Below are 23,538 nucleotides of genomic sequence, written 5' to 3'. Positions count from 1 at the left end.
CGGACCACCATGCCCCACATCCTGATTGTCGAAGACGAAGCGGCGATAGCCGACACGCTGATATTCGCCCTGCAAGGCGAGGGCTTCACCACCACCTGGCTGACACTCGGCCAGGCTGCGCTGGAGCATCAACGCCAGACGCCGGCCGATCTGATCATCCTTGACATTGGCCTGCCGGACATCACCGGGTTTGAAACCTGCAAGCAACTGCGCCGGTTCAGCGAAGTGCCGGTGATGTTCCTCAGCGCGCGGGATGGCGAGATCGACCGGGTGGTGGGGCTGGAAATCGGCGCCGACGATTATGTGGTCAAGCCGTTCAGCCCACGGGAAGTGACGGCGCGGGTCAGGGCGATCCTCAAGCGGATTGGTCCAGGGGCTGCGCCGGCGGTATTCCAGGTAGACCTGGAGCGCATGCAGATCATGTATCGCGGTCAGCCGTTGAGCCTCACACGTCACGAATTCCGCCTGTTGCAAAGCCTGTTGGAACAACCCGAGCGCGTATTCAGCCGCGAGCAGCTGTTGGACGCGGTCGGCGTCGCGGCGGATGCCGGTTACGAGCGCAATATCGACAGCCATATCAAAAGCCTGCGCAGCAAGTTACGCAATGTGGCTGCCGACGCCGAGCCGATCCAGACCCATCGCGGTCTTGGCTACAGCTACAGCCCAGGCAACAGCTGATGCGCCTGGGGCTGCGGATTTTCCTGGTGTACGCGCTGTTTATCGGCCTGACCGGCTACTTCGTGCTCAGCACCGTGATGAAGGAAATCCGCCCCGGCGTGCGCCAGTCCACCGAAGAAACCCTGGTGGACACCGCCAACCTGCTGGCCGAAATCCTGCGCGACGATGTGAAGAACGGCACCCTCGGCCAAAGCCACTGGCCTGAACTGCTCAAGGCCTACGGCAATCGCCAGCCGGGCGCGACGATCTGGGGGCTGCCGAAGAACCAGGTCAATCACCGCATCTACGTGACCGATGCCAAGGGCACCGTGCTGCTCGACTCCACGGGCGAAGCGGTGGGGCAGGACTATTCCAAGTGGAACGATGTGTACCTGACCCTGCGCGGCGAGTACGGTGCCCGCTCCACACGCAGCGAGCTGGATGACCCCACTTCCTCGGTGATGCACGTGGGCGCGCCGATCCGTGACAACGGCCAGATCATCGGCGTGGTCACCGTGGCCAAGCCGAACAGCTCGTTGCAGCCCTACGTCGACCGCACCGAGCGGCGCCTGCTGTGGTACGGCGCGGGCCTGGTGATTCTCGGCCTGTTGCTCGGCGCGCTGCTGTCGTGGTGGCTGAGCGTTGCGCTGCGTCGCTTGACGGCCTACGCCGAGGCGGTCAGCGAGGGCCGGCGCGCCGAGTTGCCGCATTACCGTGGCGGCGAACTCAAACAGCTGTCCACCGCCGTCGAACACATGCGCACGCAACTGGAAGGCAAGGCCTACGTCGAACACTACGTGCACACTCTGACCCACGAATTGAAGAGCCCGCTGGCCGCGATACGCGGTGCGGCAGAGCTGTTGCAGGGCGATATGACCCGTGAGCAACAGCAGCGCTTCGTCGGCAATATCGACAGCGAAAGCGCGCGCCTGCAGCAGTTGATCGAACGTCTGCTGAACCTGGCGCAGGTCGAGCAACGCCAGGGCCTGGAAGAGCAGGTGAGCATCCTGCTGGCAGCCATGGTCGATGATGTGCTCAAGGCGCAATGTGCGCGGATCGAAGGTTCCGGATTGCACGTTGAACAGACGATTGCGGCGGATGTGAAGGTGTACGGCGAACCCTTCCTGCTGCGCCAGGCCCTGGGCAACCTGCTGGATAACGCCCTGGATTTCACACCGCCTGGCGGCACCTTGAAATTCAGCGCGCAGACCCGGCACAACGACGTGCAGGTGAGCCTGTTCAACCAGGCCGCGCCGATTCCCGACTACGCCCTGCCGCGCCTGAGCGAACGGTTCTATTCGCTGCCACGCCCGGCCAGTGGGCGCAAAAGCACCGGCCTGGGCCTCAACTTTGTCGAGGAAGTGATGAAGCTGCACGGCGGCGCGTTGCAGATCGGTAATGTGCAAGGTGGCGTGCAAGTGGTGCTGCATCTCCATACAGTCTCCACATTGCCCACATAAATCTCCCACACAGGCTGCCCAGACTCTCCCCCATCAAAACAGGGAGAGACCCATGAACCGCAGCCTGCTTTTCAAACTTGGCGCGATTGCGCTGCTGATCCTGCTGTTGCTGATTCCGTTGCTGATGATCAACGGCATCATCAGCGACCGCCAGCAACTGCGCGACGGCGTCCTGATGGACATCGCCCGCAGCTCCAGCTACGCCCAGCGCCTCACCGGCCCGGTGATGGTGGTGCCGTATCGCAAGACCGTCCGCGAGTGGAAGCTCAATGAAAAGCTCAACAAACGCTACGAAGTCACCCGTGAAGAGCGTGGTCGTCTGTATTTCCTGCCGGACCGTTTTGAACTCGACGGCAAGGTGCAGACCGAACTGCGTGCACGCGGCATCTACCAGGCGCGGCTGTTCCATGCCGACAACCGCATCAGCGGGCGCTTCGAATTGCCTGCGCAGCTGGGCATCACCGAGGACTTTGCCGATTACCGCTTTGATCCGGCGTTTCTGGCGGTGGGCATCAGCGATATTCGCGGCATCGAGAATGCGTTGAAGTTGGAGCTGGGCAGCCAGCAACTGGAGTTCGAGCCGGGCTCTCAGGTGGACTGGCTGGGTGAAGGCGTGCACGTGGCGCTGCCTGAGCAGGACAGCAAAAAGCCCTCTGTCGTGGACTTTGCCTTCGACCTGCGCCTGCAAGGCACCGAACAATTGCAAGTGGTGCCGGTGGGCAAGACCAGCCAGGTGTCACTCGCCTCCAACTGGCCGCACCCCAGCTTTATCGGCAACTTCCTGCCGGCGCAACGTGAGGTCACCGACAAGGGGTTTACCGCCAACTGGCAGACCTCATTTTTCTCCACCAACCTCGAACAGGCCCTGCAAACCTGCCTGGACGGCCAGGGCTGCAATGACTTCAACAACCGCAGCTTCGGCGTGAACTTCATCGACCCGGTGGACCAATACCTCAAGAGCGACCGTGCGATCAAATACGCGCTGCTGTTCATCGCCCTTACTTTTGCCGGCTTCTTCCTGTTCGAAGTGCTCAAGAGCCTGGCGGTGCACCCGGTGCAGTACGCGTTGGTGGGCTTTGCGCTGGCGTTCTTCTACCTACTGTTGTTGTCGTTGTCCGAGCACATAGGCTTCGCCCTGGCCTACCTGATCTCGGCCAGTGCGTGCGTGTTGTTGATCGGCTTCTATGTGTGCCACGTGCTGCGCAGCGTCGCCCATGGCCTGGGCTTTTCGGCGGGGCTGGCGGCGTTGTATGGCTTGCTCTACGGGTTGTTGAGTGCCGAGGACTACGCGCTGCTGATGGGCTCGCTGTTGCTTTTCGGCCTGTTGGGCACGGTGATGGTGCTGACGCGTAAATTGGACTGGTATGGCGTGGGCAAGCGGAAGCCGGCTGAGCCGTTGATGTTTGACCTGGAGGCGGTGCAATGATCGGGTTGCGGGAAGATCAGCAAATGAAGGCGAGGATCATCGACTATCTCAACCTTGCCACCGGCCAGTGTGGGAGGGGGCTTGCCCCCGATTGCAGTGTGTCTGTTACTTCACCTGTAGCTGACCCACCGCCATCGGGGGCAAGCCCCCTCCCACACCGGACTACAGTGACTGTCAAAGCGGTGGCTGGGTTTCCAGCATCGAAGGGCGCTGGCTGACCTCCGCGTACCAAGCGGCAAGCTGCGGGTTGTCCAGGCGCCATTGCATATCCGGGTGGCGGAAGTCGAGGTAACCCAGGGCGCAAGCCACGCTGATGGCGGCGATATCGAAGTGGCTGGCCAGCTCGGCAATCGCGTCGGCTTCCAGCTCGGCGAGGGTGCGACGGATCTTGTTGCGCTGTTCGTCGAGCCATTGGTCCCAGTGTTTTTCTGCCGGGCGCAGGGCGGTTTCGTAGCGCACCAGCACGGCGGCATCCATGATGCCGTCGGCCATCGAGGCCAGGGTCAGGCGGCGCCAGCGGGCCGAGCCGTCGCGGGGGATCAGCGGGTTGCCGACGTGTTGGTGGTCGAAGTAATCGAGGATCACCCGGCTGTCGTGCAGCACCGTGCCATCGGCCAGGCGCAGGGCCGGGATCTTGCCCACGGGGTTGCCTTGCACCACCTGCGCATCCGGGTTGACCGGGGTCGGCATGCAGCCGTGCAGGGCGACGCGGTCCTGCTGGCCGGTTTCAGCCAGCAGCACGCGAACCTTACGAACAAACGGTGAAGCGGGGTTTTGGAACAAGGTCATGCTGGGAGCGGACATGGGCATTCCTCTGATTGGGCTGCGCTAATCTATCTCACCGTTTGAGCAAGGCCCAAGTGCCAATTGCAGCGGGAATGCCCAACCCGAGCCAACTGAGCGAATCCCACAGCCCATCGCCGAGCAGCGCTGCAAACAACCCGGCGGCGCTTAGCAGGCCGATCCCCAGCGGAACCCCGAAAACCTTCCAGAAACTCGACTGACGTGGCTTCATGCTCGGCGCCTTACGATCCACAGGTAAATCCCGCTCACCAGCACGATGATGGTCAGCACATCCAGCGCCGCCCACAGGATCTTCATCGGCATGCCGCCGTAATCGCCAAAATGCAGCGGTTGGGACATGCCCATGGCGTCCATGTACCACGGGCGTTCGGCGATGGCGGTGACGGCCAGGGTGCTGGCGTCGATCAGTACCGGCGTGAGCAAATGCGAGGTGAGGTGGGTGCTACCTTTCATGAACACCGCGTAATGGTGCTCGCTGGAAAAGCGTGTGCCGGGGAACGCGATGAAGTCCGGTTCCATGCCGGGGGCGGCCTTGGCGGCAATCGCCAGCAGCTCGGTGGCCGGTGCGCGCTGGGTCAGCGGCGGGGCGTTTTTGTAAGGTTCGATCATGGCGCTGAGGCTGTCCTGGCGCCACGCGTCGATGATCAGGTCGGCGCAGGCGCTGATTACGCCGGTCACGCCCACTACCAGTGCCCAGGTCAGCGTGACCACGCCGATCAGGTTGTGCAGGTCGAGCCAGCGCAGGCGGGTGGATTTGTCCTGACGCACAGTGGCGAATTTCAGGCGGCGCATGAACGGCAGGTACAGCACCGTGCCGGAGATGATCGCCAGCACAAACAGAACCCCCATGAACGCCAGCAGCAACTTGCCCGGCAGGCCAGCGAACATATCCACATGCAAGCGCAGCAGGAACAGCGTGAATCCGCCGTTGGCCGCCGGGGTTTCCATGGCTTCGCCGGTGCGCGCGTCGAGCATGAAGGTGTGCGACGAGTTGGGTTCGGTGCCGGCGGTGGCGGCCATGATTGCGATCACACCGTTCTTGTCGTCTTCGTCCCAGGCCAGGTACTGCATGGCGTCGCCGGGGCGATGGGCCTGCGCTTTGGCTACAAGCTGCTGGAGGTTGAGCTGCGGCGTATCGGCGGGCATCTGCGCCAGTTCCGGCTCGTTGCCCAGCAGGTGGTCGATCTCGTGGTGAAACACCAGCGGCAGGCCGGTGAGGGCGAGCAGCAGCAGGAATACCGTGCAGATCAGGCTGGTCCAGGTGTGGATGAAGGACCAGCGGCGGATGGTTTGGCTTTTCATGTTTTCAACCTTCAGACACACCAAAGCCGCCCCTTGGGCGGCCCGGCGGTTAACTCAGCTGATTACCACTGGTAGGTGGCGCTGGCGACGACGCTGCGTTGGTCGCCGAAGTAGCAGTAGTTGCCGTCACAGGTGGACAGGTAGTCCTTGTTGAACAGGTTGGTGGCGTTCAACTTGACCGATGCGCCCTTGAGGCTGTTGTCCAGGCGGCCGAGGTCGTAGTGCACCGCGCCGTCGAATACGGTGTAGGCGTTGGCCTTGCCCAGCCAGGTGTTGGCCTGGTCGCCGTAGGTGTTGCCGGTGTAGCGGGCGCCAAAGCCGATGCCGAAGCCGTCGAGCAGGCCGGTGTGCCAGGTGTAGTCGGTCCAGAGTGAGGCTTGCTGGTTGGGCATCAGTTGCAGGCGGTTGCCTTTGTATTGGCCCTTTTGTACCTCAGACTTGGCCAGGGTGTAGGCCGCGATCACCTTGAGGTTTTCGGTGACATCGGATACCGCTTCCAATTCCAGGCCCTTGACCTTCACTTCGCCAGTCTGGTCGGTGACCGAGATGCCACCGGACTGGAAGCTGGTGACGAGTACGTTTTTCTGGGTCAGGTCATACACCGCTGCACTCAACAACGTGTTGGAGCCTGGTGGCTGGTACTTGACCCCCAGTTCCCACTGCTTGCCTTCAGTCGGCTTGTAGGACAGCACCGGGTCAACGCTGGCGTTGCTGGCTGGCTGGAAGGATTCGGCATAGGACAGGTACGGTACAAAGCCCGAGTCGAATACATAGCTCAGTGCCGCGTTGCCACTGAAGTTCTTGCTGCGGTCGGTGTTGGTGGCGTCGTTCTTATTGAAGTAAGTGGTGCCCTGGTGCACCCAGTCCTCGCGACCGCCCAGGGTCAGGCGCCATTTATCCAGGGCCATCTGGTCTTGTGCATAGAGGCCGGTCTGTACGGTTTTCTGGTTGTAGTCGTAGAACGCCGTCGAGCGCGCTGGGCGTACGGTTGGCTGGGTGTTGATCGGATTGAATATATTGATACTCGAGGCCCCACCGAAAATCGACAAGTAGGACGTGTCGGTGCGCTGGTGGTCCAGACCCAGCAGCAGCGTGTGGGTGACGTCGCCGGTCGCGAAATCAGCCTGGAAATTGTTGTCCACCGCGAACTGGCCGATGTTCTCGTCAACGTTGGTGGTCGAGCGGCTGATGTTGCCCGCTGCGTCTGCTGGCGAAAAGATGTAGGAACCGACGGTCAATTGCTGGAACGACAACTCCGACTTGGTGTAGCGCAGGTTCTGCTTGAACTGCCAGGTATCGTTGAAGCGATGCTCGAACGCATAGCCCAGCGCGTAGTAGGTACGGTCGTAGAACTCGTAGTCCGGATCGCCGAGGTTCTTGTGGTGCGACACGTCGCCCAGCGGCGAATTGATCTTGGTGCCTTGGATCGGCAGGAACTGACTGGTGGTGCCGGTATCATCGCGGGTGAACTGCGAAAGGAACGTCAGCTTGGTGTCCGGGTCGATGTTCCAGGTCAGGCTCGGCGCAATGTTGTAGCGCTTGTTGTCGATATGATCGACCTGGGTGCCGGCATCCCGCACCACGCCGCTGAGGCCATAGAGGAACCGGCCTTCGTCATCGATCTTGCCGGTGCTGGCGAAGTTGATCTGGCGGTAGTTGTCGCTGCCGTATTGCACCTGTACGGCATTGCTCGACTCGGCACTGGGGCGGCGGCTGACCATGTCCAGCAGGCCGCCCGGTGGGGTCTGGCCGTAGATCGACGAGGCCGGGCCGCGCAGCAGGGCGAGGCGATCGAGGTTCCAGGTTTCGGCTTTCGGGTTGGCGTACACACCGCGTGGCAGCGGCAGGCCGTCGAGGAACTGGGTCGGTTCGAAGCCGCGCACGCGCATCCAGTCGTAGCGGGTGTCGCTGCCGTAGCTGGCGGAGACGATGCCGGGCATGTATTTGACCGCGTCATCCAGGTTCTGCACGTTGCGGTCCTGCATCTGCTGGCGCGTTGCAACCGAGATCGAGCGCGGCGCCTCGACCAGCGCGGTGTCAGTCTTGGTGCCGGCGGCGGTGCGCTTGGCCAGGTAGCCGTCGACCGGGCCCCAGGCGCTTTCATAACTGTCCTGCCCGGTGATATTGGTGGTCGGCAACGCCACGACGCCCTCCGGAACCGGCACCAGGGTATAAGTCCCCGCACTGCTTTGCTCCAACTGCAGGCCCGTCCCACGCAACGCCTCACGCAGCGCACCGGGTGCATCGAACTGGCCCTGGACCGGCGCCGAGGTCTTGCCCGATGCCAGTGCCGGGCTGAGGGTCAGTGCCAGGCCGCCCTGGCTGGCGATCTGGTTCAGGGTGCTCGCCAGTGGCGCCGCCGGCAAGTTGTAGGCGCGCACGCTGGACGCCTGTTCGGCGGCGATCAGCAAAGGGCTGACCAGCGGGGTGCCGAGGGCAATGGCCACGGCTAACAGGCTGGGGCGCAACAAGGTGTCTAGCGTGCGGGACATAGGGCGGCTCCTGAATGGAAGTAATTCGCAATTGCCTATGTGCCGAACGAGAATCAGAAAGTGATAGGGCAGGGTGAAAATATTTTTCCCCGGGGCGTAAGGTGTGCTTGCGGGCCTCTTCGCGGGCAAGCCCGGCTCCCACATTCGACCGTGTTTTTTCAGGTAGAACGCGGTCAAGTGTGGGAGCTGGCTTGCCTGCGAAAGCGATAGCCAAGGCACCGCTAAAACTAAGGCTTGCCCTTAACCGTCACCCACCACGGCGTGTGCTGCTCGATCTGCACCGGCAGGGTCGGCAGCAGCGCATTGAGCGCCAGCGTGGTGTCGCGCAATGGGAAGCTGCCAGTGATGCGCAAATCGGCCACGTTTTTATCCACACCCAGGTAACCGGTGCGGTAGCGGCTCAATTCCTCGATCACATCGCCCAGGCGGGCGTTGTCCACCACCAGCATGCCGCGGGTCCAGGCGTCGGTGGCGGGGGTAACGGCCAGCAGTGGGCCGAGGCCGTCGCTGCGCATCAGCACTTGCTGGCCGGCCTTGAAGATCTGCTCCTGATGCAGCGCCTCGGGCTGGGCCGCCACCGCCGATTGCAGCACGCTCAAGCGCGTGGCGTCGTCTTCGCGTTTGACGATAAACCGCGTACCCAGGGCCCGCAGGCTGCCGTCGCGGGTTTGCACATAGAACGGGCGCGCATCGTTATGGCCGGTCTCGACCAGGATCTCGCCTTCCTGCAACACGATCAGGCGGCGCTTTTCATCAAAACGCACGTCGATGGCGCTGTGGGTATTTAGGTTGATCACCGTACCGTCTGCCAGCTTCAGCGTGCGCTGTTCACCCGTGGCGGTGCGTTGGTCGGCCAGCCAATAGTGGATCGGCACATAGCGTTCGCCGGCAAACAACGCCAGGCCGATCACCAGTGCGATGCTCGCCAGCCCACTGCCCAGCTTGCGCACGCGTTGGCGAATACCTTCGCGCGATTGCAACAAGGCCACCCGCGCCGGGCCCGAGGCCACGCTAAAACGCTGGTCGAGCATGCCCAGTTGGTGCCAGGCGCGGGCGTGCTCTCCATCGCTGGCCAGCCATTTATCGAACTCTTCGCGCTCAATGGCGCTGCCGTCGCCTGAATCAAGGGACAACTGCCAGGCAATCGCGGCATCCAGCACGCGGGCCGAGACCGGTTTAGAACTGATCACTGTCATGTTGGCTCGCCGTACAGTGCGATGTAGCACTGGCGAATGCCCTGGGCCAGGTACTGGCGCACCCGCGGCACCGAGACGCCGAGGCGCTGGGCGATTTCCGCGTGGCCCAGGCCGTCTAGGCGGTTATAGAGGAAGGCGGCGCGGGCCTTGCTCGACAGTTTGCCGAGCAGGCGGTCGATGGCCTTGAGGTCTTCGAGAATCAGGTGCTGTTCTTCCGGCGAGGGGTGTTCGCTCTCCGGGATCAGCATCAGTTCGGTGAGGTAGGCCTGTTCCAGGGCGGCGCGGCGGAAGTAGTCGAACAGCAAGCCCTTGGCGATTGCCACCAAAAAGGCCCGTGGCTCGCGGGGCTCACGCAACTCGTCACGGCCGAGCAGGCGCATGAAGGTGTCCTGGCTCAGGTCTTCGGCGCGGCTTGGGCAGGCCACGTTGCGTCGAAGCCAGGCCAACAGCCAACTGCGATGGTCGCGATACAACGCACCAACAAGCTCACTGCGTGGGTTCTGGATCGACGACAAGGCATCACCTGATAAACGCGATGTTTAAACTAACGAGAATTATTCGCGATTGTGTCAGAGCCGTCGAGTGTGCGCAATTGGCGTCTGTCGGTTGATCGTTCCCACGCTCAGCGTGGGAATGCCTCCCAGGACGCTCCGCGTCCGCTAGAAAGAGGGCGCTTGTTGACGCCGTTTCCATTGGCTCAAACGCTCTTGCAGCGCCTGTGGCGTGTCGATGTGTTGCGCCCGTGCGCGGCTGAACAGGATGAGCATCAGCTCTGCCGTGGCCAGGGCATCGGCGCTGGCGTGATGGCGCTCGCCCACGTGCAGGTTGAAATGGTTGATCCAGTCGTCCAGCCCGGCCTCGCGGATATGCGCGTCGGGGCACAGCAAAGGGGCGATGTCGGCCACGTCCAGGAACGGGTGGGCCAGGCGGTAACCCAGGCTGTCCTTGAGCGCCCGGCACAGCATGTGTTGATCGAATGGCGCATGGAAGGCCAGTAAAGGGCTGTCGCCGACGAACTCCATGAAATCCAGCAGTGCCTCGGCCGGGTCGCTGCCGGCGGCAATGGCACTGGGGCCGAGGCCGTGGATCAGTACGCTGGGGCTGAGTCTGGTCTCGGCGCGTTGCAGGGTGCGTTCGAACATCTGGGAGAAGTCCACCGCACCGTCCTCGATCACCACCGCGCCGATGGACAGCACCTGGTCGCGATTGAGGTTCAGGCCGCTGGTTTCCAGGTCCACCACCACCCAGCGTTGGCTGCGCAAAGGTTGGTTGCCTAGCGGCGAAGGCTTGCACAGTTGCTCCAGGCGCTGTTGTTGCGCGCTGTCGAGCCCCGGTTTTTTCGTACGCAGCCAGTTGAACAAGCTCACAGCTGATACCGCAACGTCAGGCTGCTTTGCAGGCGTTGGGCCTGGCGCAGGGATTCACGCAGGATGCGCCGGTCCAGATGGTTGAGGCTGTCGGGGTCGACACGGTTGGAGTACGGCTGGTTCTCGCGGGTCTGCAACTGGTGCTGCTGCATGCGGGTTTGCTGGATAAAGTGGTAAGCCTCTTCATAGGCGGCGCCGTCCAGGGGCTCAATGACTTCCTTGACCACCAGTTGGCGCAGGCGCTCCAGGGTGTTGTTGGCATGGATACCATTGGCCAGGGCCAGCAGGCGCGCGCCGTCCACAAACGGCGTAAGGCCCTGCACCTTGAGGTCGAGGGTGGCTTTTTCGCCACCTTTACGGGTCAGCACAAACTCGCGGAAACGTCCTACAGGCGGGCGCTGGCGCAACGCGTTCTCGGCCAGCATGCGTTGGAACAATCGGTTGTCCGCGACCTGATCCAGAATGCCCTGGCGCAGTTGCTCGCAGCCACGCTCGTCGCCCCACACCACCCGCAGATCGAAATAGATACTGGAACCCAGCAGATTCTCCGGCGTGGCCTCGCGGATAAACGCTGCGAAACGGCGCGCCCACTCAGCCCGCGACAGGCACAACTCCGGGTTGCCGGCCATGATATTGCCCTTGCACAAGCTGAACCCGCAGAGCGCCAGGCTCTGGTTGATCTGCTGCGCCAGCGGCAGCAGCCGGCCACGCATCTCGGCCGCTTCGGCGGCGTCCTTGGCATCGAACAGGATGCCATTGTCCTGGTCGGTATACAGCGTCTGCTCGCGGCGGCCTTCGCTGCCAAAGCACAGCCAGCTGAACGGCACGCCGGGGTCGCCTTTCTCGGCCAGGGTCAATTCGATCACCCGGCACACGGTGTGATCGTTGAGCAGCGTAATAATGTGGGTGATCTGAGTGGACGACGCGCCATGGGCCAGCATGCGCTCCACCAGTTGACCGATTTCACCGCGAATCGCCACCAAGTTATCCACCCGCGGTGCGTTGCGGATGGTTCGCGCCAGGTGCACCAGGTCCACCCGTTGCAGGGAAAACAGGTCGCGTTCGGACACCACGCCGCACAGGCGCTGCTCCTTGACCAGGCACACATGGGCGATATGCCGCTCGGTCATGGCGATGGCCGCGTCGAAGGCGCTGTGGTCCGGGGTCAGGAAAAACGGTGCCTGGGTCATATGGCCTTCAATGGCCCGGCTGAAATCGCTGGTGCCATCGGCCACCACCTGGCGCAGGTCGCGCAGGGTGAAAATCCCCAGGGGCGCTTTGTGTTCATCGACGATCACGATGCTGCCCACCTGCTGCTCATGCATCAGCGTGACGGCCTCGCGCAGCGGCGTGGTTGGGCTGCACGTTACCGGGTGGCGCATGGCCAATTCACCCAGGCGAGTGTTCAGGGAGTATTGAGTGCCAAGGGTTTCCACCGCCTTTTGCTGCACTTGCTGGTTGACCTGGTCCAACAGGCTGCTGACGCCGCGCAGGGCAAAGTCGCGAAACGGGCTGGACAGCGCGAACAGCTTGATAAACGCCGGTTTGTTCAGTTGCAGGCAGAAGGTGTCTTCGGCGGCCTTGTGCTCGGTGCGGGTGGCCCGTTCACCGAGCAGGGCTGCCAGGGGGAAGCATTCGCCCGTCGTGATTTCAAAGGTGGTTTCGGCGCTGTCCGGCCGCTCGCCCACAACGCGGCCCTGCTTGACGATATAAAAATGCTCTACCGGCCCGCCCGATGGTTTGAGGATGCTGTCGCCGGGGCTGTAGAAGCGTAACTGACACTGTTCCACCAAAAACGCCAGGTGGGCGTTTTCCATCTGGTTGAACGGCGGGAAACGTTGCAGGAATTGCAGGGTGCCGTGGATATTTTGCAATACGGCAGTTTTCCCCGCCTGGGCGTAGGCATCAGCTTTACTCATAACAGTGACCGCAGTTTTTTTGTCGTTATCGTCCCTCATGGTCGACTCCTGCGCAGCGGGTGCCCATTGGACGTAAGTCTAGGTCGATACAAACGGCACACACCTAGGGAAAAACCTTACATGACTATCGTCCAAACCCCGTAGAACACCCACTAGTCAAACTTTCCGACGAAGTGCACATTGATCGCCCTTCCGCAGATGTCTGACGAGTGTGCTGGGAGCTAGATGAGAATTGCTGAGAACTGTATGTCCGACCACGATATTTTGAGCGATGCCGAGCGCGAGGCGTTGAGCGCCGTGATGCTGGAGCCTGATTTACCGCCACAACGCGTGTTGATTGTTGACGACGACAAGGACGCGCGTGAACTGCTGGCGGAAATCCTGGGGCTGGACGGCATTCGCTGCATGACTGCCGACAGTGGTGAGGCAGCGTGGGATTTGTTGAAGTCCAGCAGCTCCATCGGTTTGCTGATCACCGACCTGCGCATGGCGCCCAGCAATGGCCTGGAACTGATCCGACAAGTGCGTGAATCCACCCGGGCAGCGCTGCCGATCATCATCATGTCGGGGGACGCCGAAGCGCCGGACGTGATCGATGCGATGCATTTGAGCGTGGTGGACTTCTTGCTCAAGCCGATTGATAGCGTGAAATTGGCAAAGATGGTGAAGCGGGAGTTGGGGATGGCGTCCTGATTCTGCGGTGTCTATAACGGCCTCATCGGGGGCAAGCCCCCTCCCACATGTTCTATTAGTTGTGGGAGGGGGCTTGCCCCCGATAGCGCCAGTTCAGCCACCACAACCCTAAAGAAAAAGCCCCGATCTCTCGATCAGGGCTTTTTCATTTACAGGCCGTTTTTAGCCTTGAACTCCCGACGCCGACGGTGCAGCACCGGCTCGGTGTACCCGTTTGGCTGCTTGGTCCCTTCAATCACCAACTCCACCGCTGCCTGGAACGCGATGTTGCTGTCGAAGTCCGGTGCCAGTGGGCGATACAGTTTGTCCCCGGCATTCTGACGGTCTACCACCGGCGCCATGCGCTTGAGGCTTTCCATCACCTGGGCTTCGTTGACGATGCCGTGGCGCAGCCAGTTGGCGATGTGCTGGCTGGAGATACGCAGGGTGGCGCGGTCTTCCATCAGGCCCACATCGTTGATGTCCGGCACTTTCGAACAGCCGACGCCCTGGTCGATCCAGCGCACCACATAGCCCAGGATGCCTTGGGCGTTGTTGTCCAGTTCGTTGCGGATTTCCTCGTCAGACCAATCGGTGTTGCTGGCCAGGGGAATGGTCAGGATGTCGTCCACCGACGCGCGTTCGCGCTTGGCCAATTCGGCCTGGCGGGCGAATACGTCGACCTTGTGGTAGTGCAACACGTGCAGCGCAGCCGCCGTAGGCGACGGTACCCACGCGGTGTTGGCGCCGGCCAGTGGGTGGGCGATTTTCTGTTCGAGCATCGCCGCCATCAGGTCGGGCATCGCCCACATGCCTTTACCGATCTGCGCACGGCCTTGCAGCCCGGTGCTCAAGCCGATATCGACGTTCCAGTTTTCATAGGCGCCGATCCATTTTTCTGCCTTCATTGCCGCCTTGCGCACCATCGCGCCGGCTTCCATGGAGGTGTGGATCTCGTCGCCGGTACGGTCGAGGAAACCGGTGTTGATAAACACCACACGCTCGCTGGCGGCCTTGATGCAGGCCTTGAGGTTGACCGTGGTGCGGCGTTCCTCGTCCATGATCCCGACTTTCAGGGTATTGCGTGGCAGGTTCAGCACGTCTTCGATGCGGCCGAACAGCTCGTTGGTGAACGCGGCTTCTTCCGGGCCGTGCATCTTCGGTTTCACGATGTACACGGAACCGGTGCGGCTGTTCTTGCGGCTGCCGTTGCCATTGAGGCTGTGAATCGCCGCCAGGCTGGTGATCAGCCCGTCGAGAATGCCTTCGGGCACTTCGTTGCCGTCTTTGTCGAGGATCGCGTCGATGGTCATCAGATGACCCACGTTGCGCACGAACAACAGCGAACGGCCATGCAGCGTCACGTCCTGGCCATTTACGCCGGTGTACACGCGGTCGGCGTTCATGGTGCGGGTGAAGGTCTTGCCGCCCTTGGCCACTTCTTCGGCCAGGTCGCCCTTCATCAGGCCGAGCCAGTTGCGGTAGATCACCACTTTGTCGTCGGCATCCACGGCGGCGACGGAGTCTTCGCAGTCCATGATGGTGGTCAGCGCGGCTTCCACCAGCACGTCTTTGACGCCGGCGGCGTCGGTCTGGCCGACCGGGGTGCTGGCGTCGATCTGGATTTCGAAGTGCAGGCCGTTGTGTTTCAGCAGGATCGCAATCGGCTCCGCCGCAGGGCCCTGGTAGCCGATCAACTGGGCATCGTCGCGCAGGCCGCTGTTGCTGCCGCCCTTGAGGCTGACGATCAGCGTGCCATCGACGATCTTGTAGCCGGTCGACTCCACATGGCTGCCAGCGCTAAGCGGGGCGGCCTCATCGAGGAAGGCGCGGGCGAAGGCGATCACCTTGTCGCCACGGACCTTGTTGTAGCCCTGGCCCTTCTCGGCGCCGTCGGCTTCGCTGATGGCGTCGGTGCCATACAGCGCGTCATACAGCGAGCCCCAACGCGCATTCGAGGCGTTGAGGGCGAAGCGCGCGTTCATCACCGGCACCACCAGCTGCGGGCCGGCCATGCGGGCGATCTCGTCATCGACGTTTTGGGTCGTGGCCTGGAAATCCGCGGCTTCTGGCAGCAGGTATCCAATGTCTTGCAGGAAGGCTTTGTAAGCCATCGGGTCGTGCGCCTGGCCTGCGTGAGTCTGGTGCCAGGTATCGATCCGCGCTTGGAAATCGTCGCGTTTGGCGAGTAGGGCTTTGTTCTTCGGTGCCAGGTCGTGGATGACCTTGTCGGCACCGGCCCAGAACTGGTCGGCAGTGATGCCGGTACCGGGAATGGCTTCGTTGTTCACGAAGTCGAACAGGACTTTGGCGACCTGCAGGCCACCGACTTGAACGTGTTCAGTCATTGCTTGCCTCACTCTGCGGAGCTTATGCGCTTTTTCAGATTTTCATTATGTAGTGCACGGTTGGGCATACTACATGATGACTTGCGGTTGTGAAAATTAGACTAAATACGTCGTTTAGCGACCCACTTTGGTCGTACGGTCACAGCGGAGAACCGGATGTTCTCAAAAAACTATTGGATTGTTCCAGATAAATATAAAAATGGTACACGATTTGTTTTCGAGGGCTTCCGAGTCCACCTTGTAGATTGAATTCAGAGGGCTTTGCCATGGACCATCTTGTACTCACAATTATCGCCGCCGACAAACCCGGTCTGGTCGAGCGCATCGCACAGAACATCGCCGCCCACGGTGGCAACTGGCTGGAAAGCCGCATGGCGCACATGGCCGGGCAATTTGCCGGGATCCTGCGCGTCGGCGTTCCTACAGAGAACCGTCAGGCGCTGGTCGGTGCGCTGGAGGACTTATCCACACACGGCATTCGCGTGCTGGTGGGTGAGGGCAGCAGCGGGCAGGCCTCAGCCTCCAAGTCGATCATGATGACGCTGGTGGGCAATGACCGTGCGGGCATTGTGCGCGAGATCACGGCGCTGCTGAGCAAGCAGGGCGTGAACCTGGAGAGCCTGAGCACGGACGTGCGCCCGGCGCCCATGAGCGGTGATCCGTTGTTTACCGCCGAGGCGCTGTTGCAGGTGCCGGCAGCGTTATCCCTGGATACTTTGCAATTGTCCCTGGAAACCCTGGCCGATGATCTGATGGTGGAGCTGCACCACGAGGAATAATCTGCCCACAGGGTTATGCATGGAAATCTTGCATGGGCCTGTGGATAACCTGTAGAGACCCGGCGCCAGGCCACGCCGTGCGGGGTTCTTCGCTACTTGAGCAAAAAACGAGCAGTTTCAAGGGCTTGTGCACAAATGGCGGGGATCAGGTTGTGGATAACCTTGGGGTGGATGTCTGCAAGCCACGTAGATTATGGCTTGCAGAGGTTTGTACGTTATTTGATCAGCGTTTGCGTGCGCTGAGCCAGATGTCCATGCTGTACACCACCAGGCCCGCCCAGATGAACGCGAAGGCGGTCAAAGTGCTTGGTGCCAGATGCTCGCCGAACAGCAGCACGGCTTCCAGCAATACCAGGGTCGGCGCGACGTACTGCAAAAAGCCCAGGGCGGTATAGGGCAAATGCCGTGCGGCGGCGTTGAAACACACCAGCGGGATCAGTGTCACCGGGCCGGCGGCTACCAGCCACCAGGCTTCGGAGGTGCCCCAGAATTCCATCTGCGCACTGTGGGCGGTCGGATTGAACAGCAGCCATGCAACCGCAATCGGCACCAGCATCCAGGTTTCCACCACCAGCCCTGGCAGCGCTTTCACCGGTGCCTGCTTGCGGATCAGCCCGTAGAAACCAAAGGTCAACGCCAGTACCAGCGACACCCACGGCAAGCTGCCCACCTGCCACACCTGTTGCGCCACACCCACCGCAGCCAGCCCAACGGCGACCCACTGTAAACGGCGCAGGCGTTCACCCAGGATCAACATGCCCAGCACCACATTCACCAACGGGTTGATGTAGTAACCCAGGCTCGCTTCCAGCATGCGCCCGGTGTTGACCGACCACACGTAGGTCAGCCAGTTACCCGCGATTAACGACCCACTGAGGGCCAGGATCGCCAGGCGCTTGGGGTTGTCACGCAGTTCGCGGAACCAGCCGGGATGCTTCCAGACCATCAACAGCAAACCGCCGAACAGCGCCGACCACAGCACGCGGTGCACGATGATTTCGGCGGCGGGCACGCTGGCGATGGCTTTGAAGTAGAGCGGGAACAGACCCCAGATGACATAGGCGCTCAGGCCCAGGATGTACCCCTTGCGGGGGTTGGCGGCTTGCATTGCGAAATCCTTGCTTAGGCAGCTAACAAAGCGCGATTGTAAGGATATTTGTCAGTCAAAACAGCTTCAGTGGCTCTTCATTCAACGCCGAGAGCTGTTCGCGCAAGGCCAACACCTGATCGCCCCAATACCGCTCACTGCCAAACCACGGGAAACTATGGGGGAACGCCGGGTCATCCCAGCGCCGTGCCAGCCAGGCGCTGTAATGCATCAGGCGCAAGGCGCGCAGGGGTTCGATCAGCGCCAGTTCACGCGGGTCGAAGTCGTGGAACTCCTGATAGCCGTCCATCAACTCCGACAGTTGCCCCAGGCATTCCTGACGGTCGCCGGCGAGCATCATCCACAGGTCCTGAACCGCCGGGCCCATGCGGCAGTCATCCAGGTCGACGATGTGGAACATCTCGTCGCGGCACATCATGTTGCCGGGGTGGCAATCGCCGTGCATGCGGATGTTCTTGTGCGGCGTGGCCTTGTACACCTCTTCCACGCGCTTGAGCAGGTCGCGGGCCACGGACTCGTAGGCCGGCAGCAGGCTTTTGGGGATGAAATTGCCTTCCAGCAAGGTGGTGAGGGAATCGTGACCGAAGTTCTTCACGCCCAGGGCTTCACGATGTTCGAACGGGCGGGTCGAGCCCACCGCATGCAAACGGCCGAGCAGTTGCCCGAGGCGATAGAGTTGGTCGAGGTTGCCCGGTTCCGGCGCACGGCCGCCACGGCGCGGGAACAGGGTGAAGCGGAAGCCGGCATGTTCGAACAGGCTTTCGCCGTTGTGGATCAGCGGTGCCACCACCGGCACTTCGCATTCGGCCAGTTCGAAGGTGAAGCGGTGTTCTTCAAGGATCGCCTCGTTGGTCCAGCGCTGCGGGCGATAGAACTTGGCGATCAGCGGCTCGGAGTCTTCGATGCCCACTTGGTAGACGCGGTTTTCGTAGCTGTTGAGCGCCAATACGCGCGCATCGCTGAGGAAACCGATGCTTTCGACAGCGTCGAGTACCAGGTCGGGGGTGAGTGTTTCAAACGGGTGGGCCATGCGAACTCCTGCGCGCAGCAGGGCGCCGCGTCCGGCCGGGTATGGTAACGCACCGGGGCTGAGATAGGTGGTGGCTGTGCCATTGCTATCGGGGGCAAGCCCCCTCCCACATTGACTGCATTCACATATTTTGACTGTGAACACAGTCAGTGTGGGAGGGGGCTTGCCCCCGATGAGGCCTTGTCAGGCTCCGACGATACCGCCGTCATCCCGCCGAATTGCCATCACTGACGAGCGCGGCTTGCCATTCGGCAGATGTTCCGGCCAGGTCGAACCGCCGGTTTCGCCTGGGTGCTGAATCCCCACAAACAGCGTCTTCTGATCCGGCGAGAAGCTGATGCCTGTCACCTCACAGGCCACCGGCCCTACCATGAAACGGCGGATTTCCCCGGTAGACGGGTCGGCGCAGAGCATCTGGTTATTGCCCATCCCGGCGAAGTCACCCGCGTTGCTGTAGTCGCCATCGGTGAGAATCCACAAGCGCCCGGCCTTGTCGAAACCCAGGCCATCCGGGCTGTTGAACATGTTCTGCGGGTTGATGTTCGACGAGCCACCCTTCGGCGTGCCGGCGTGCACGCCCGGGTTGCCGGCCACTACAAACAGGTCCCAGCTGAATTCCGTGGAACCGTGGTTATCCGCGTCGGCCTTCCAGCGCAGGATCTGGCCGTAGACGTTTTTCTCACGCGGGTTGGGGCCGCCGACCGGCTGGCCGTCTTCACCGCGCTTGGCGTTGTTGGTGAGGGTGCAATAGACCTGGCCATCGGTGGGGCTGACCACGATCCATTCCGGGCGGTCCATGCGGGTGGCTTTCACCACACTGGCGGCCAGGCGCGCGTGGATCAGCACCTCGGCCTGGCTGGCGAAACCTGTGCTGGCGTCGATGCCGTTCTTGCCGTGGCTGAGCTCGACCCATTGGCCCTTGCCCTTGGGATGGTCGGCGTTGCCGTCGCCCGCATCGAAGATCGCCACGTACAAGGTGCCGTGGTCGAGCAGGTCCTTGTTGGCCTTGGGGTTGTGGTGGTTGATCGGGTCGCGGCTGACGAACTTGTAGATGAACTCGCCGCGCTCGTCGTCGCCCATGTACACCACGGCGCGGCCGTCACGGGTTTCGGCCAGGGCGGCGTTTTCATGCTTGAAGCGGCCCAGGGCGGTGCGTTTGACGGGGGTGGACTTGGGGTCGAACGGGTCGATTTCCACCACCCAACCGTGGCGGTTGAGCTCGTTGGGGTTCTTGGCGATGTCAAAGCGCGGGTCGTGCGGGTGCCAGTTGATGTCTTTGCTGGCGGCTACCACCCCGTAGCGTTTCTGCCCGGCGTCGAAGGTTTGTTGTGGGTTGCTGCTGCCAAAACAGTCGGTGAAGTTCTCTTCGCACGTCAGATAGGTGCCCCACGGTGTCTTGCCGTTGGCGCAGTTCTGGAAAGTGCCGAGGGCCTTCTTGCCGGTTTTGTCGGCGCTGGTTTTCAGCCAGGCGTGGCCGGCGGCGGGGCCGCTGAGATTGATCGGCGAGTTGCCGTGGATGCGCCGGTTGTAGCGCGAGTCCTGCACGAACTGCCAGGTGTCGCCCTTGCGCCGCACTTCGATCACCGACACGCCTTCGCTGGCCTGGGCCTTGCGCACGTCTTCGGCCGATTGCGGCGCGCCGCCGTGGGCGAAGAGGTAGCGGTAATTGGTGTATTCGTTGTTGATCGCCATCAGCGCACGGTTGTCGTCGCCCGGGAAGGCGAACAGGCTCATGCCGTCGTTGTTGTCACCGAACTGCTGTTCCTGGGCCTTGGCCGTGCCGTTGCCGGACGGGTCGAAGGCGGGTGCGCTCTTGCTCAGCGGTTGGCCCCAACTGATCAGCACCGAGGCGCTGTAGCCTGGCGGCAAGGTGATTGCGTCACTGGTGGCGGCGGCGATGCTGGTAAAGCCCAGCAGCGGGCTGGCGCTGGCGGCGTTGACGGCCAGGGCGCTGCGGGTCAGCAGGTTGCCGCCGAGGAACATCGCGGCACCGCACAAGGCGCCGGCGCCGATAAAGCGGCGGCGGGTGAGGCCGACCATCTGTTCCAGGTCGGTGGCTTGGTTTTCTTCTAATAGGCTCATCTCAGGCTCCCTGCGGTTTTTGCAGACACCATAAGGAGCGGGCGTGACGAAATTGTTGCAGTTTGAAGGCGGGCTGCGGCTACACCGGCGTACCGAGCAGCACATTGCTGGGCGCGAATTGCACGGTGATGGTTTTACCTTCGGCGGCGCCCACGTCCTTGAGTGCCTCGGGCCGCGCCAGGGCGCATAAAACCTGGCCATTGGGCAGGGCAATGCGCACTTCGCTGGGGCCGTCGTCGGCGTCGAGAATGACGTCGACGGTGCCGCTCATGCAATTGTGTCCAGGTGTTGCAGCTTGCTCGGATGCGAGCACTTCCAGCCAGCCGGCCTTGATCAGCGCCACCACTTCCACGCCGGTTTCCAGTTCCAGGCGTTGCGTGCTGTCATGGGTGATCTGCGCGTCCAGGCTCAGGCCACCGGCCAGTTGCAGGCGGATCAGGTCGTTACGGCCCTGCTGCTCGATGGCGATCACCTGGCCATGCAATTGGTTGCGCGCGCTGGTGCGCAGCATCAAGCGGCCCAGCAGGTTGAAGTCGCTGGCGGCTTCATCGGAACCCAGCACTTCGGCTTGCAGCACTTGCAGGCGCTGATAAAGACGCAGCACGCGCTCACCTTCGGCCGTCAGCTTCGCGCCACCGCCGCCCTTGCCGCCCACGCTGCGTTCCACCAACGGCTTTTGTGCCAGGTTGTTCAGCTCGTCGATGGCATCCCACGCCGCCTTGTAACTCAAGCCTGCGCTTTTGGCCGCACGGGTGATGGAACCCTGCTCGGCGATATGTGCCAGTAAGGCAATGCGCTGGGGGCGGCGGATGATGTGTTGGCTGAGGGAGGTTGGCAGAGACATGTGGATACGCTTGGCTGGGATGAGCCGAACGTTGCGGGCAAGGTGGGCTGGAGTCAAGTCAACTGCCCGGTTTGGGTGTGCGGGCCAGGCAATACACATCGACCTGCTTCGCACCGGCGTTCATCAATAACCGCGCCAGGCTATGGGCCGTGGCGCCGGTCGTCAGCACGTCGTCGACCAGGGCGAAGTGGCGGCCCTGCACCTGGGCGTGGGGCGCCAGGGCGAAGGCACCGAGCAGGTTGCGTTTACGGGTCTTGGCGTCGAGTGCCTGCTGTGCCACGGTTTCATGGGGGCGTAACAACAGCTGTTCATCGTGGGGAATGTTCAAGTCGCTGCTGAGCCAGCGTGCCAGCATCAACGCCTGGTTGTAGCCGCGTTCGCGCAGGCGCTTGCGGGCCATGGGCACCGGTAGCAGGCAGTCGGGGCGGGTGAGTCCGGTGTTATCAAAGCGATGGTGCAGGTGCTGCGCCAACAGCCACGCCAGCATCTGCCCGAGGGGCCAGCGTGCCTGATGCTTGAAGCGGCTGATCAGACTGTCGATGGGGAAGCTGTAGGACCAGGGGGCGATGACCTGTTTAAACGCGGGGGGATTTTTTTGGCATTGTCCGCAAGTCAAACCCTCCATCGGCAGGGGCAGGGCACACACATCGCAGTGCTCCATGAGCCAGGGCAGCTCGGTTTCGCAGACGTTGCACACACAATGGGCGGATTGTGTCGCTTCATCACAGATTAAACAGGTTTGTATGTTATTTGACCAGATGTAAACCTGGTGTTTGTGTCTCGGTTGACAGTGCATGAATCTTCCTTAAATATGCCGAGCATCCGTGTCGTGCCTGTGGGTATTGCCCTTCCCGCAGCGCTTGCCAAAGCATAATCAAGGAATCGCCCATGAGCGCCAGCACCACCGCCACCTTGCGTCACGATTGGTCCCTCGCCGAAGTCAAAGCGCTGTTCGTGCAGCCATTCAATGACCTGCTGTTCCAGGCGCAGACCGTGCACCGCGCGCATTTCGACGCCAACCGTGTGCAAGTGTCGACGCTGCTCTCGATCAAGACCGGCGCCTGCCCGGAAGATTGCAAATATTGTCCGCAGTCGGGCCACTACAACACCGGCCTCGAAAAAGAGAAGCTGATGGAAGTGCAGAAGGTCCTCGAAGAGGCTGCCCGCGCCAAAGCCATCGGCTCGACGCGCTTCTGCATGGGCGCCGCCTGGAAGCACCCGTCGGCCAAAGACATGCCCTACGTGTTGCAGATGGTCAAAGGCGTAAAGGCCATGGGCCTTGAAACCTGCATGACCCTCGGCCGCCTCGACCAGGACCAGACAGAAGCCCTGGCCCAGGCCGGCCTGGACTACTACAACCACAACCTCGACACCTCGCCGGAGTTCTACGGCAGCATCATCACCACCCGCACCTACAGCGAGCGCCTGCAAACCCTGGCCTATGTACGTGATTCGGGGATGAAGATCTGCTCCGGCGGCATCCTCGGCATGGGCGAGTCCCTCGACGACCGCGCCAATTTGCTGATCCAACTGGCCAACCTGCCGGAGCATCCGGAGTCGGTGCCGATCAACATGCTGGTGAAAGTGGCGGGCACGCCGCTGGAAAACGCCGAAGACATCGACCCGTTCGACTTCATCCGCATGCTCGCCGTGGCGCGCATCCTGATGCCGAAGTCCCATGTGCGCCTGTCGGCCGGCCGTGAAGCGATGAACGAGCAGATGCAGGCGTTGGCGTTCTTTGCCGGTGCCAACTCGATCTTCTACGGCGACAAGTTGCTGACCACCGCCAACCCGCAGGCTGACAAGGACATGCAACTGTTTGCGCGCCTGGGCATCCTGCCGGAAGCCCGTGAAGAACATGCCGATGAAGTGCACCAGGCCGCAATCGAGCAGGCGTTGGTGGAGCAGAAGAGCAGCGAGCAGTTCTATAACGCCGTTGTTTGATTGAAATGCCAGCCACCTGTGGGAAACGGCTGGTGTGGGAGGGGGCTTGCCCCCGATAGCGATGGGTCAGTCGACACCTGCATCAACTGACAGATTGCAATCGGGGGC

Annotated in this window: 20 protein-coding genes; 6 read left to right on the top strand and 14 right to left on the bottom strand. The window is 61.9% G+C overall.

Annotated features, from left to right (window positions below; translation table 11 throughout):
* Positions 1-9: 9 nt before the first annotated feature.
* Genes creB through creD form a run of 3 tightly spaced genes read left to right on the top strand, consistent with a single transcriptional unit; the run spans position 10 to position 3,543 of the window.
* Positions 10-678 (top strand): two-component system response regulator CreB, encoded by a 669-nt coding sequence (gene creB, locus M2497_RS29045; protein ID WP_248484988.1) that lies wholly within the window; start codon positions 10-12, stop codon positions 676-678.
* On the top strand, positions 678-2,117 hold the full coding sequence (gene creC / locus M2497_RS29040) for a two-component system sensor histidine kinase CreC (protein ID WP_248484987.1): 1,440 nt from the start codon (positions 678-680) through the stop codon (positions 2,115-2,117). The genes creB and creC overlap by 1 nt, the downstream gene beginning before the upstream one ends.
* Positions 2,118-2,169: 52 nt before the next feature.
* Positions 2,170-3,543 (top strand): cell envelope integrity protein CreD, encoded by a 1,374-nt coding sequence (creD, locus tag M2497_RS29035; protein ID WP_248484986.1) that lies wholly within the window; start codon positions 2,170-2,172, stop codon positions 3,541-3,543.
* Positions 3,544-3,717: 174 nt separating this feature from the next.
* Here creD and M2497_RS29030 read toward each other — a convergent pair whose 3' ends face one another.
* From M2497_RS29030 to M2497_RS28995, 8 genes are all read right to left on the bottom strand, one after another.
* Complete coding sequence (locus M2497_RS29030) at positions 3,718-4,347, bottom strand: glutathione S-transferase family protein (RefSeq protein WP_248484985.1); 630 nt, start codon at positions 4,345-4,347, stop codon at positions 3,718-3,720.
* A 34-nt stretch (positions 4,348-4,381) separates the two neighbouring features.
* Positions 4,382-4,558: a DUF4175 domain-containing protein gene (locus M2497_RS29025; protein ID WP_139222450.1), complete on the bottom strand. Its 177-nt coding sequence runs from the start codon at positions 4,556-4,558 to the stop codon at positions 4,382-4,384.
* Entirely contained in the window at positions 4,555-5,649 is a 1,095-nt protein-coding gene (locus tag M2497_RS29020; RefSeq protein WP_248484984.1) for a PepSY-associated TM helix domain-containing protein, read from the bottom strand. The genes M2497_RS29025 and M2497_RS29020 overlap by 4 nt, the downstream gene beginning before the upstream one ends.
* A gap of 62 nt (positions 5,650-5,711) precedes the next feature.
* Complete coding sequence (locus tag M2497_RS29015) at positions 5,712-8,141, bottom strand: TonB-dependent siderophore receptor (protein WP_248484983.1); 2,430 nt, start codon at positions 8,139-8,141, stop codon at positions 5,712-5,714.
* 227 nt (positions 8,142-8,368) lie between these two features.
* Entirely contained in the window at positions 8,369-9,337 is a 969-nt protein-coding gene (locus tag M2497_RS29010) for a FecR family protein (protein ID WP_248484982.1), read from the bottom strand.
* A complete protein-coding gene (locus tag M2497_RS29005) occupies positions 9,334-9,852 on the bottom strand; it encodes an RNA polymerase sigma factor (protein WP_071494360.1) in 519 nt (172 codons plus the stop codon). The genes M2497_RS29010 and M2497_RS29005 overlap by 4 nt, the downstream gene beginning before the upstream one ends.
* 144 nt (positions 9,853-9,996) lie before the next feature.
* A complete protein-coding gene (locus M2497_RS29000; protein WP_248484981.1) occupies positions 9,997-10,704 on the bottom strand; it encodes a 3'-5' exonuclease in 708 nt (235 codons plus the stop codon).
* Positions 10,701-12,623 carry a putative nucleotidyltransferase substrate binding domain-containing protein gene (locus M2497_RS28995; protein ID WP_170856044.1) on the bottom strand — a complete coding sequence of 641 codons (1,923 nt, stop codon included), beginning with the start codon at positions 12,621-12,623 and terminating at the stop codon, positions 10,701-10,703. The genes M2497_RS29000 and M2497_RS28995 overlap by 4 nt, the downstream gene beginning before the upstream one ends.
* A gap of 246 nt (positions 12,624-12,869) precedes the next feature.
* Between M2497_RS28995 and M2497_RS28990 the strand changes: the two genes are divergently transcribed.
* Complete coding sequence (locus tag M2497_RS28990; protein ID WP_058426679.1) at positions 12,870-13,316, top strand: response regulator; 447 nt, start codon at positions 12,870-12,872, stop codon at positions 13,314-13,316.
* Positions 13,317-13,465: 149 nt separating this feature from the next.
* Here the strand turns inward: M2497_RS28990 and M2497_RS28985 are convergent, their stop codons facing one another.
* The gene (locus M2497_RS28985) at positions 13,466-15,643 is read right to left on the bottom strand and encodes a malate synthase G (protein ID WP_248484980.1); all 2,178 of its coding nucleotides are present in this window, start codon (positions 15,641-15,643) and stop codon (positions 13,466-13,468) included.
* A 266-nt stretch (positions 15,644-15,909) separates the two neighbouring features.
* Here M2497_RS28985 and M2497_RS28980 point away from each other — a divergent pair, with 266 nt between their 5' ends.
* Complete coding sequence (locus M2497_RS28980) at positions 15,910-16,422, top strand: ACT domain-containing protein (RefSeq protein WP_248484979.1); 513 nt, start codon at positions 15,910-15,912, stop codon at positions 16,420-16,422.
* Positions 16,423-16,645: 223 nt separating this feature from the next.
* Here M2497_RS28980 and rarD read toward each other — a convergent pair whose 3' ends face one another.
* From rarD to M2497_RS28955, 5 genes are all read right to left on the bottom strand, one after another.
* Complete coding sequence (rarD, locus tag M2497_RS28975) at positions 16,646-17,530, bottom strand: EamA family transporter RarD (protein ID WP_092242230.1); 885 nt, start codon at positions 17,528-17,530, stop codon at positions 16,646-16,648.
* 55 nt (positions 17,531-17,585) lie between these two features.
* On the bottom strand, positions 17,586-18,560 hold the full coding sequence (locus tag M2497_RS28970) for a serine/threonine protein kinase (RefSeq protein ID WP_010207031.1): 975 nt from the start codon (positions 18,558-18,560) through the stop codon (positions 17,586-17,588).
* 183 nt (positions 18,561-18,743) lie between these two features.
* Positions 18,744-20,642: a PhoX family phosphatase gene (locus M2497_RS28965; protein ID WP_248484978.1), complete on the bottom strand. Its 1,899-nt coding sequence runs from the start codon at positions 20,640-20,642 to the stop codon at positions 18,744-18,746.
* 79 nt (positions 20,643-20,721) lie between these two features.
* Positions 20,722-21,486, bottom strand: a complete 765-nt coding sequence (locus tag M2497_RS28960; RefSeq protein WP_248484977.1) for a TOBE domain-containing protein — start codon at positions 21,484-21,486, stop codon at positions 20,722-20,724.
* Between the two features lie 58 nt (positions 21,487-21,544).
* Positions 21,545-22,282 (bottom strand): ComF family protein, encoded by a 738-nt coding sequence (locus M2497_RS28955; RefSeq protein WP_248484976.1) that lies wholly within the window; start codon positions 22,280-22,282, stop codon positions 21,545-21,547.
* A gap of 92 nt (positions 22,283-22,374) precedes the next feature.
* Here M2497_RS28955 and bioB point away from each other — a divergent pair, with 92 nt between their 5' ends.
* A complete protein-coding gene (bioB, locus tag M2497_RS28950; RefSeq protein WP_058426686.1) occupies positions 22,375-23,430 on the top strand; it encodes a biotin synthase BioB in 1,056 nt (351 codons plus the stop codon).
* Positions 23,431-23,538: the final 108 nt, after the last annotated feature.

It is taken from the genome of Pseudomonas sp. CYM-20-01, from assembly GCF_023169845.1.
GTDB lineage: Bacteria > Pseudomonadota > Gammaproteobacteria > Pseudomonadales > Pseudomonadaceae > Aquipseudomonas > Aquipseudomonas azotoformans.
The sequence above is the reverse complement of the archived record's forward strand: the minus strand, read 5'-3'. Positions and strand labels throughout refer to the sequence as shown.

Bases quoted from the DNA above. Each gene is read 5' to 3' on its own strand.
- creB (WP_248484988.1), top strand. From the start codon at position 10: ATGCCCCACATCCTGATTGTCGAAGACGAAGCGGCGATAGCCGACACG.
- creC (WP_248484987.1), top strand. From the start codon at position 678: ATGCGCCTGGGGCTGCGGATTTTCCTGGTGTACGCGCTGTTTATCGGC.
- creD (WP_248484986.1), top strand. From the start codon at position 2,170: ATGAACCGCAGCCTGCTTTTCAAACTTGGCGCGATTGCGCTGCTGATC.
- M2497_RS29030 (WP_248484985.1), bottom strand. From the start codon at position 4,347: ATGTCCGCTCCCAGCATGACCTTGTTCCAAAACCCCGCTTCACCGTTT.
- M2497_RS29025 (WP_139222450.1), bottom strand. From the start codon at position 4,558: ATGAAGCCACGTCAGTCGAGTTTCTGGAAGGTTTTCGGGGTTCCGCTG.
- M2497_RS29020 (WP_248484984.1), bottom strand. From the start codon at position 5,649: ATGAAAAGCCAAACCATCCGCCGCTGGTCCTTCATCCACACCTGGACC.
- M2497_RS29015 (WP_248484983.1), bottom strand. From the start codon at position 8,141: ATGTCCCGCACGCTAGACACCTTGTTGCGCCCCAGCCTGTTAGCCGTG.
- M2497_RS29010 (WP_248484982.1), bottom strand. From the start codon at position 9,337: ATGACAGTGATCAGTTCTAAACCGGTCTCGGCCCGCGTGCTGGATGCC.
- M2497_RS28995 (WP_170856044.1), bottom strand. From the start codon at position 12,623: ATGAGTAAAGCTGATGCCTACGCCCAGGCGGGGAAAACTGCCGTATTG.
- M2497_RS28990 (WP_058426679.1), top strand. From the start codon at position 12,870: ATGTCCGACCACGATATTTTGAGCGATGCCGAGCGCGAGGCGTTGAGC.
- M2497_RS28985 (WP_248484980.1), bottom strand. From the start codon at position 15,643: ATGACTGAACACGTTCAAGTCGGTGGCCTGCAGGTCGCCAAAGTCCTG.
- M2497_RS28980 (WP_248484979.1), top strand. From the start codon at position 15,910: ATGGACCATCTTGTACTCACAATTATCGCCGCCGACAAACCCGGTCTG.
- rarD (WP_092242230.1), bottom strand. From the start codon at position 17,530: ATGCAAGCCGCCAACCCCCGCAAGGGGTACATCCTGGGCCTGAGCGCC.
- M2497_RS28970 (WP_010207031.1), bottom strand. From the start codon at position 18,560: ATGGCCCACCCGTTTGAAACACTCACCCCCGACCTGGTACTCGACGCT.
- M2497_RS28965 (WP_248484978.1), bottom strand. From the start codon at position 20,642: ATGAGCCTATTAGAAGAAAACCAAGCCACCGACCTGGAACAGATGGTC.
- M2497_RS28960 (WP_248484977.1), bottom strand. From the start codon at position 21,486: ATGTCTCTGCCAACCTCCCTCAGCCAACACATCATCCGCCGCCCCCAG.
- M2497_RS28955 (WP_248484976.1), bottom strand. From the start codon at position 22,282: ATGCACTGTCAACCGAGACACAAACACCAGGTTTACATCTGGTCAAAT.
- bioB (WP_058426686.1), top strand. From the start codon at position 22,375: ATGAGCGCCAGCACCACCGCCACCTTGCGTCACGATTGGTCCCTCGCC.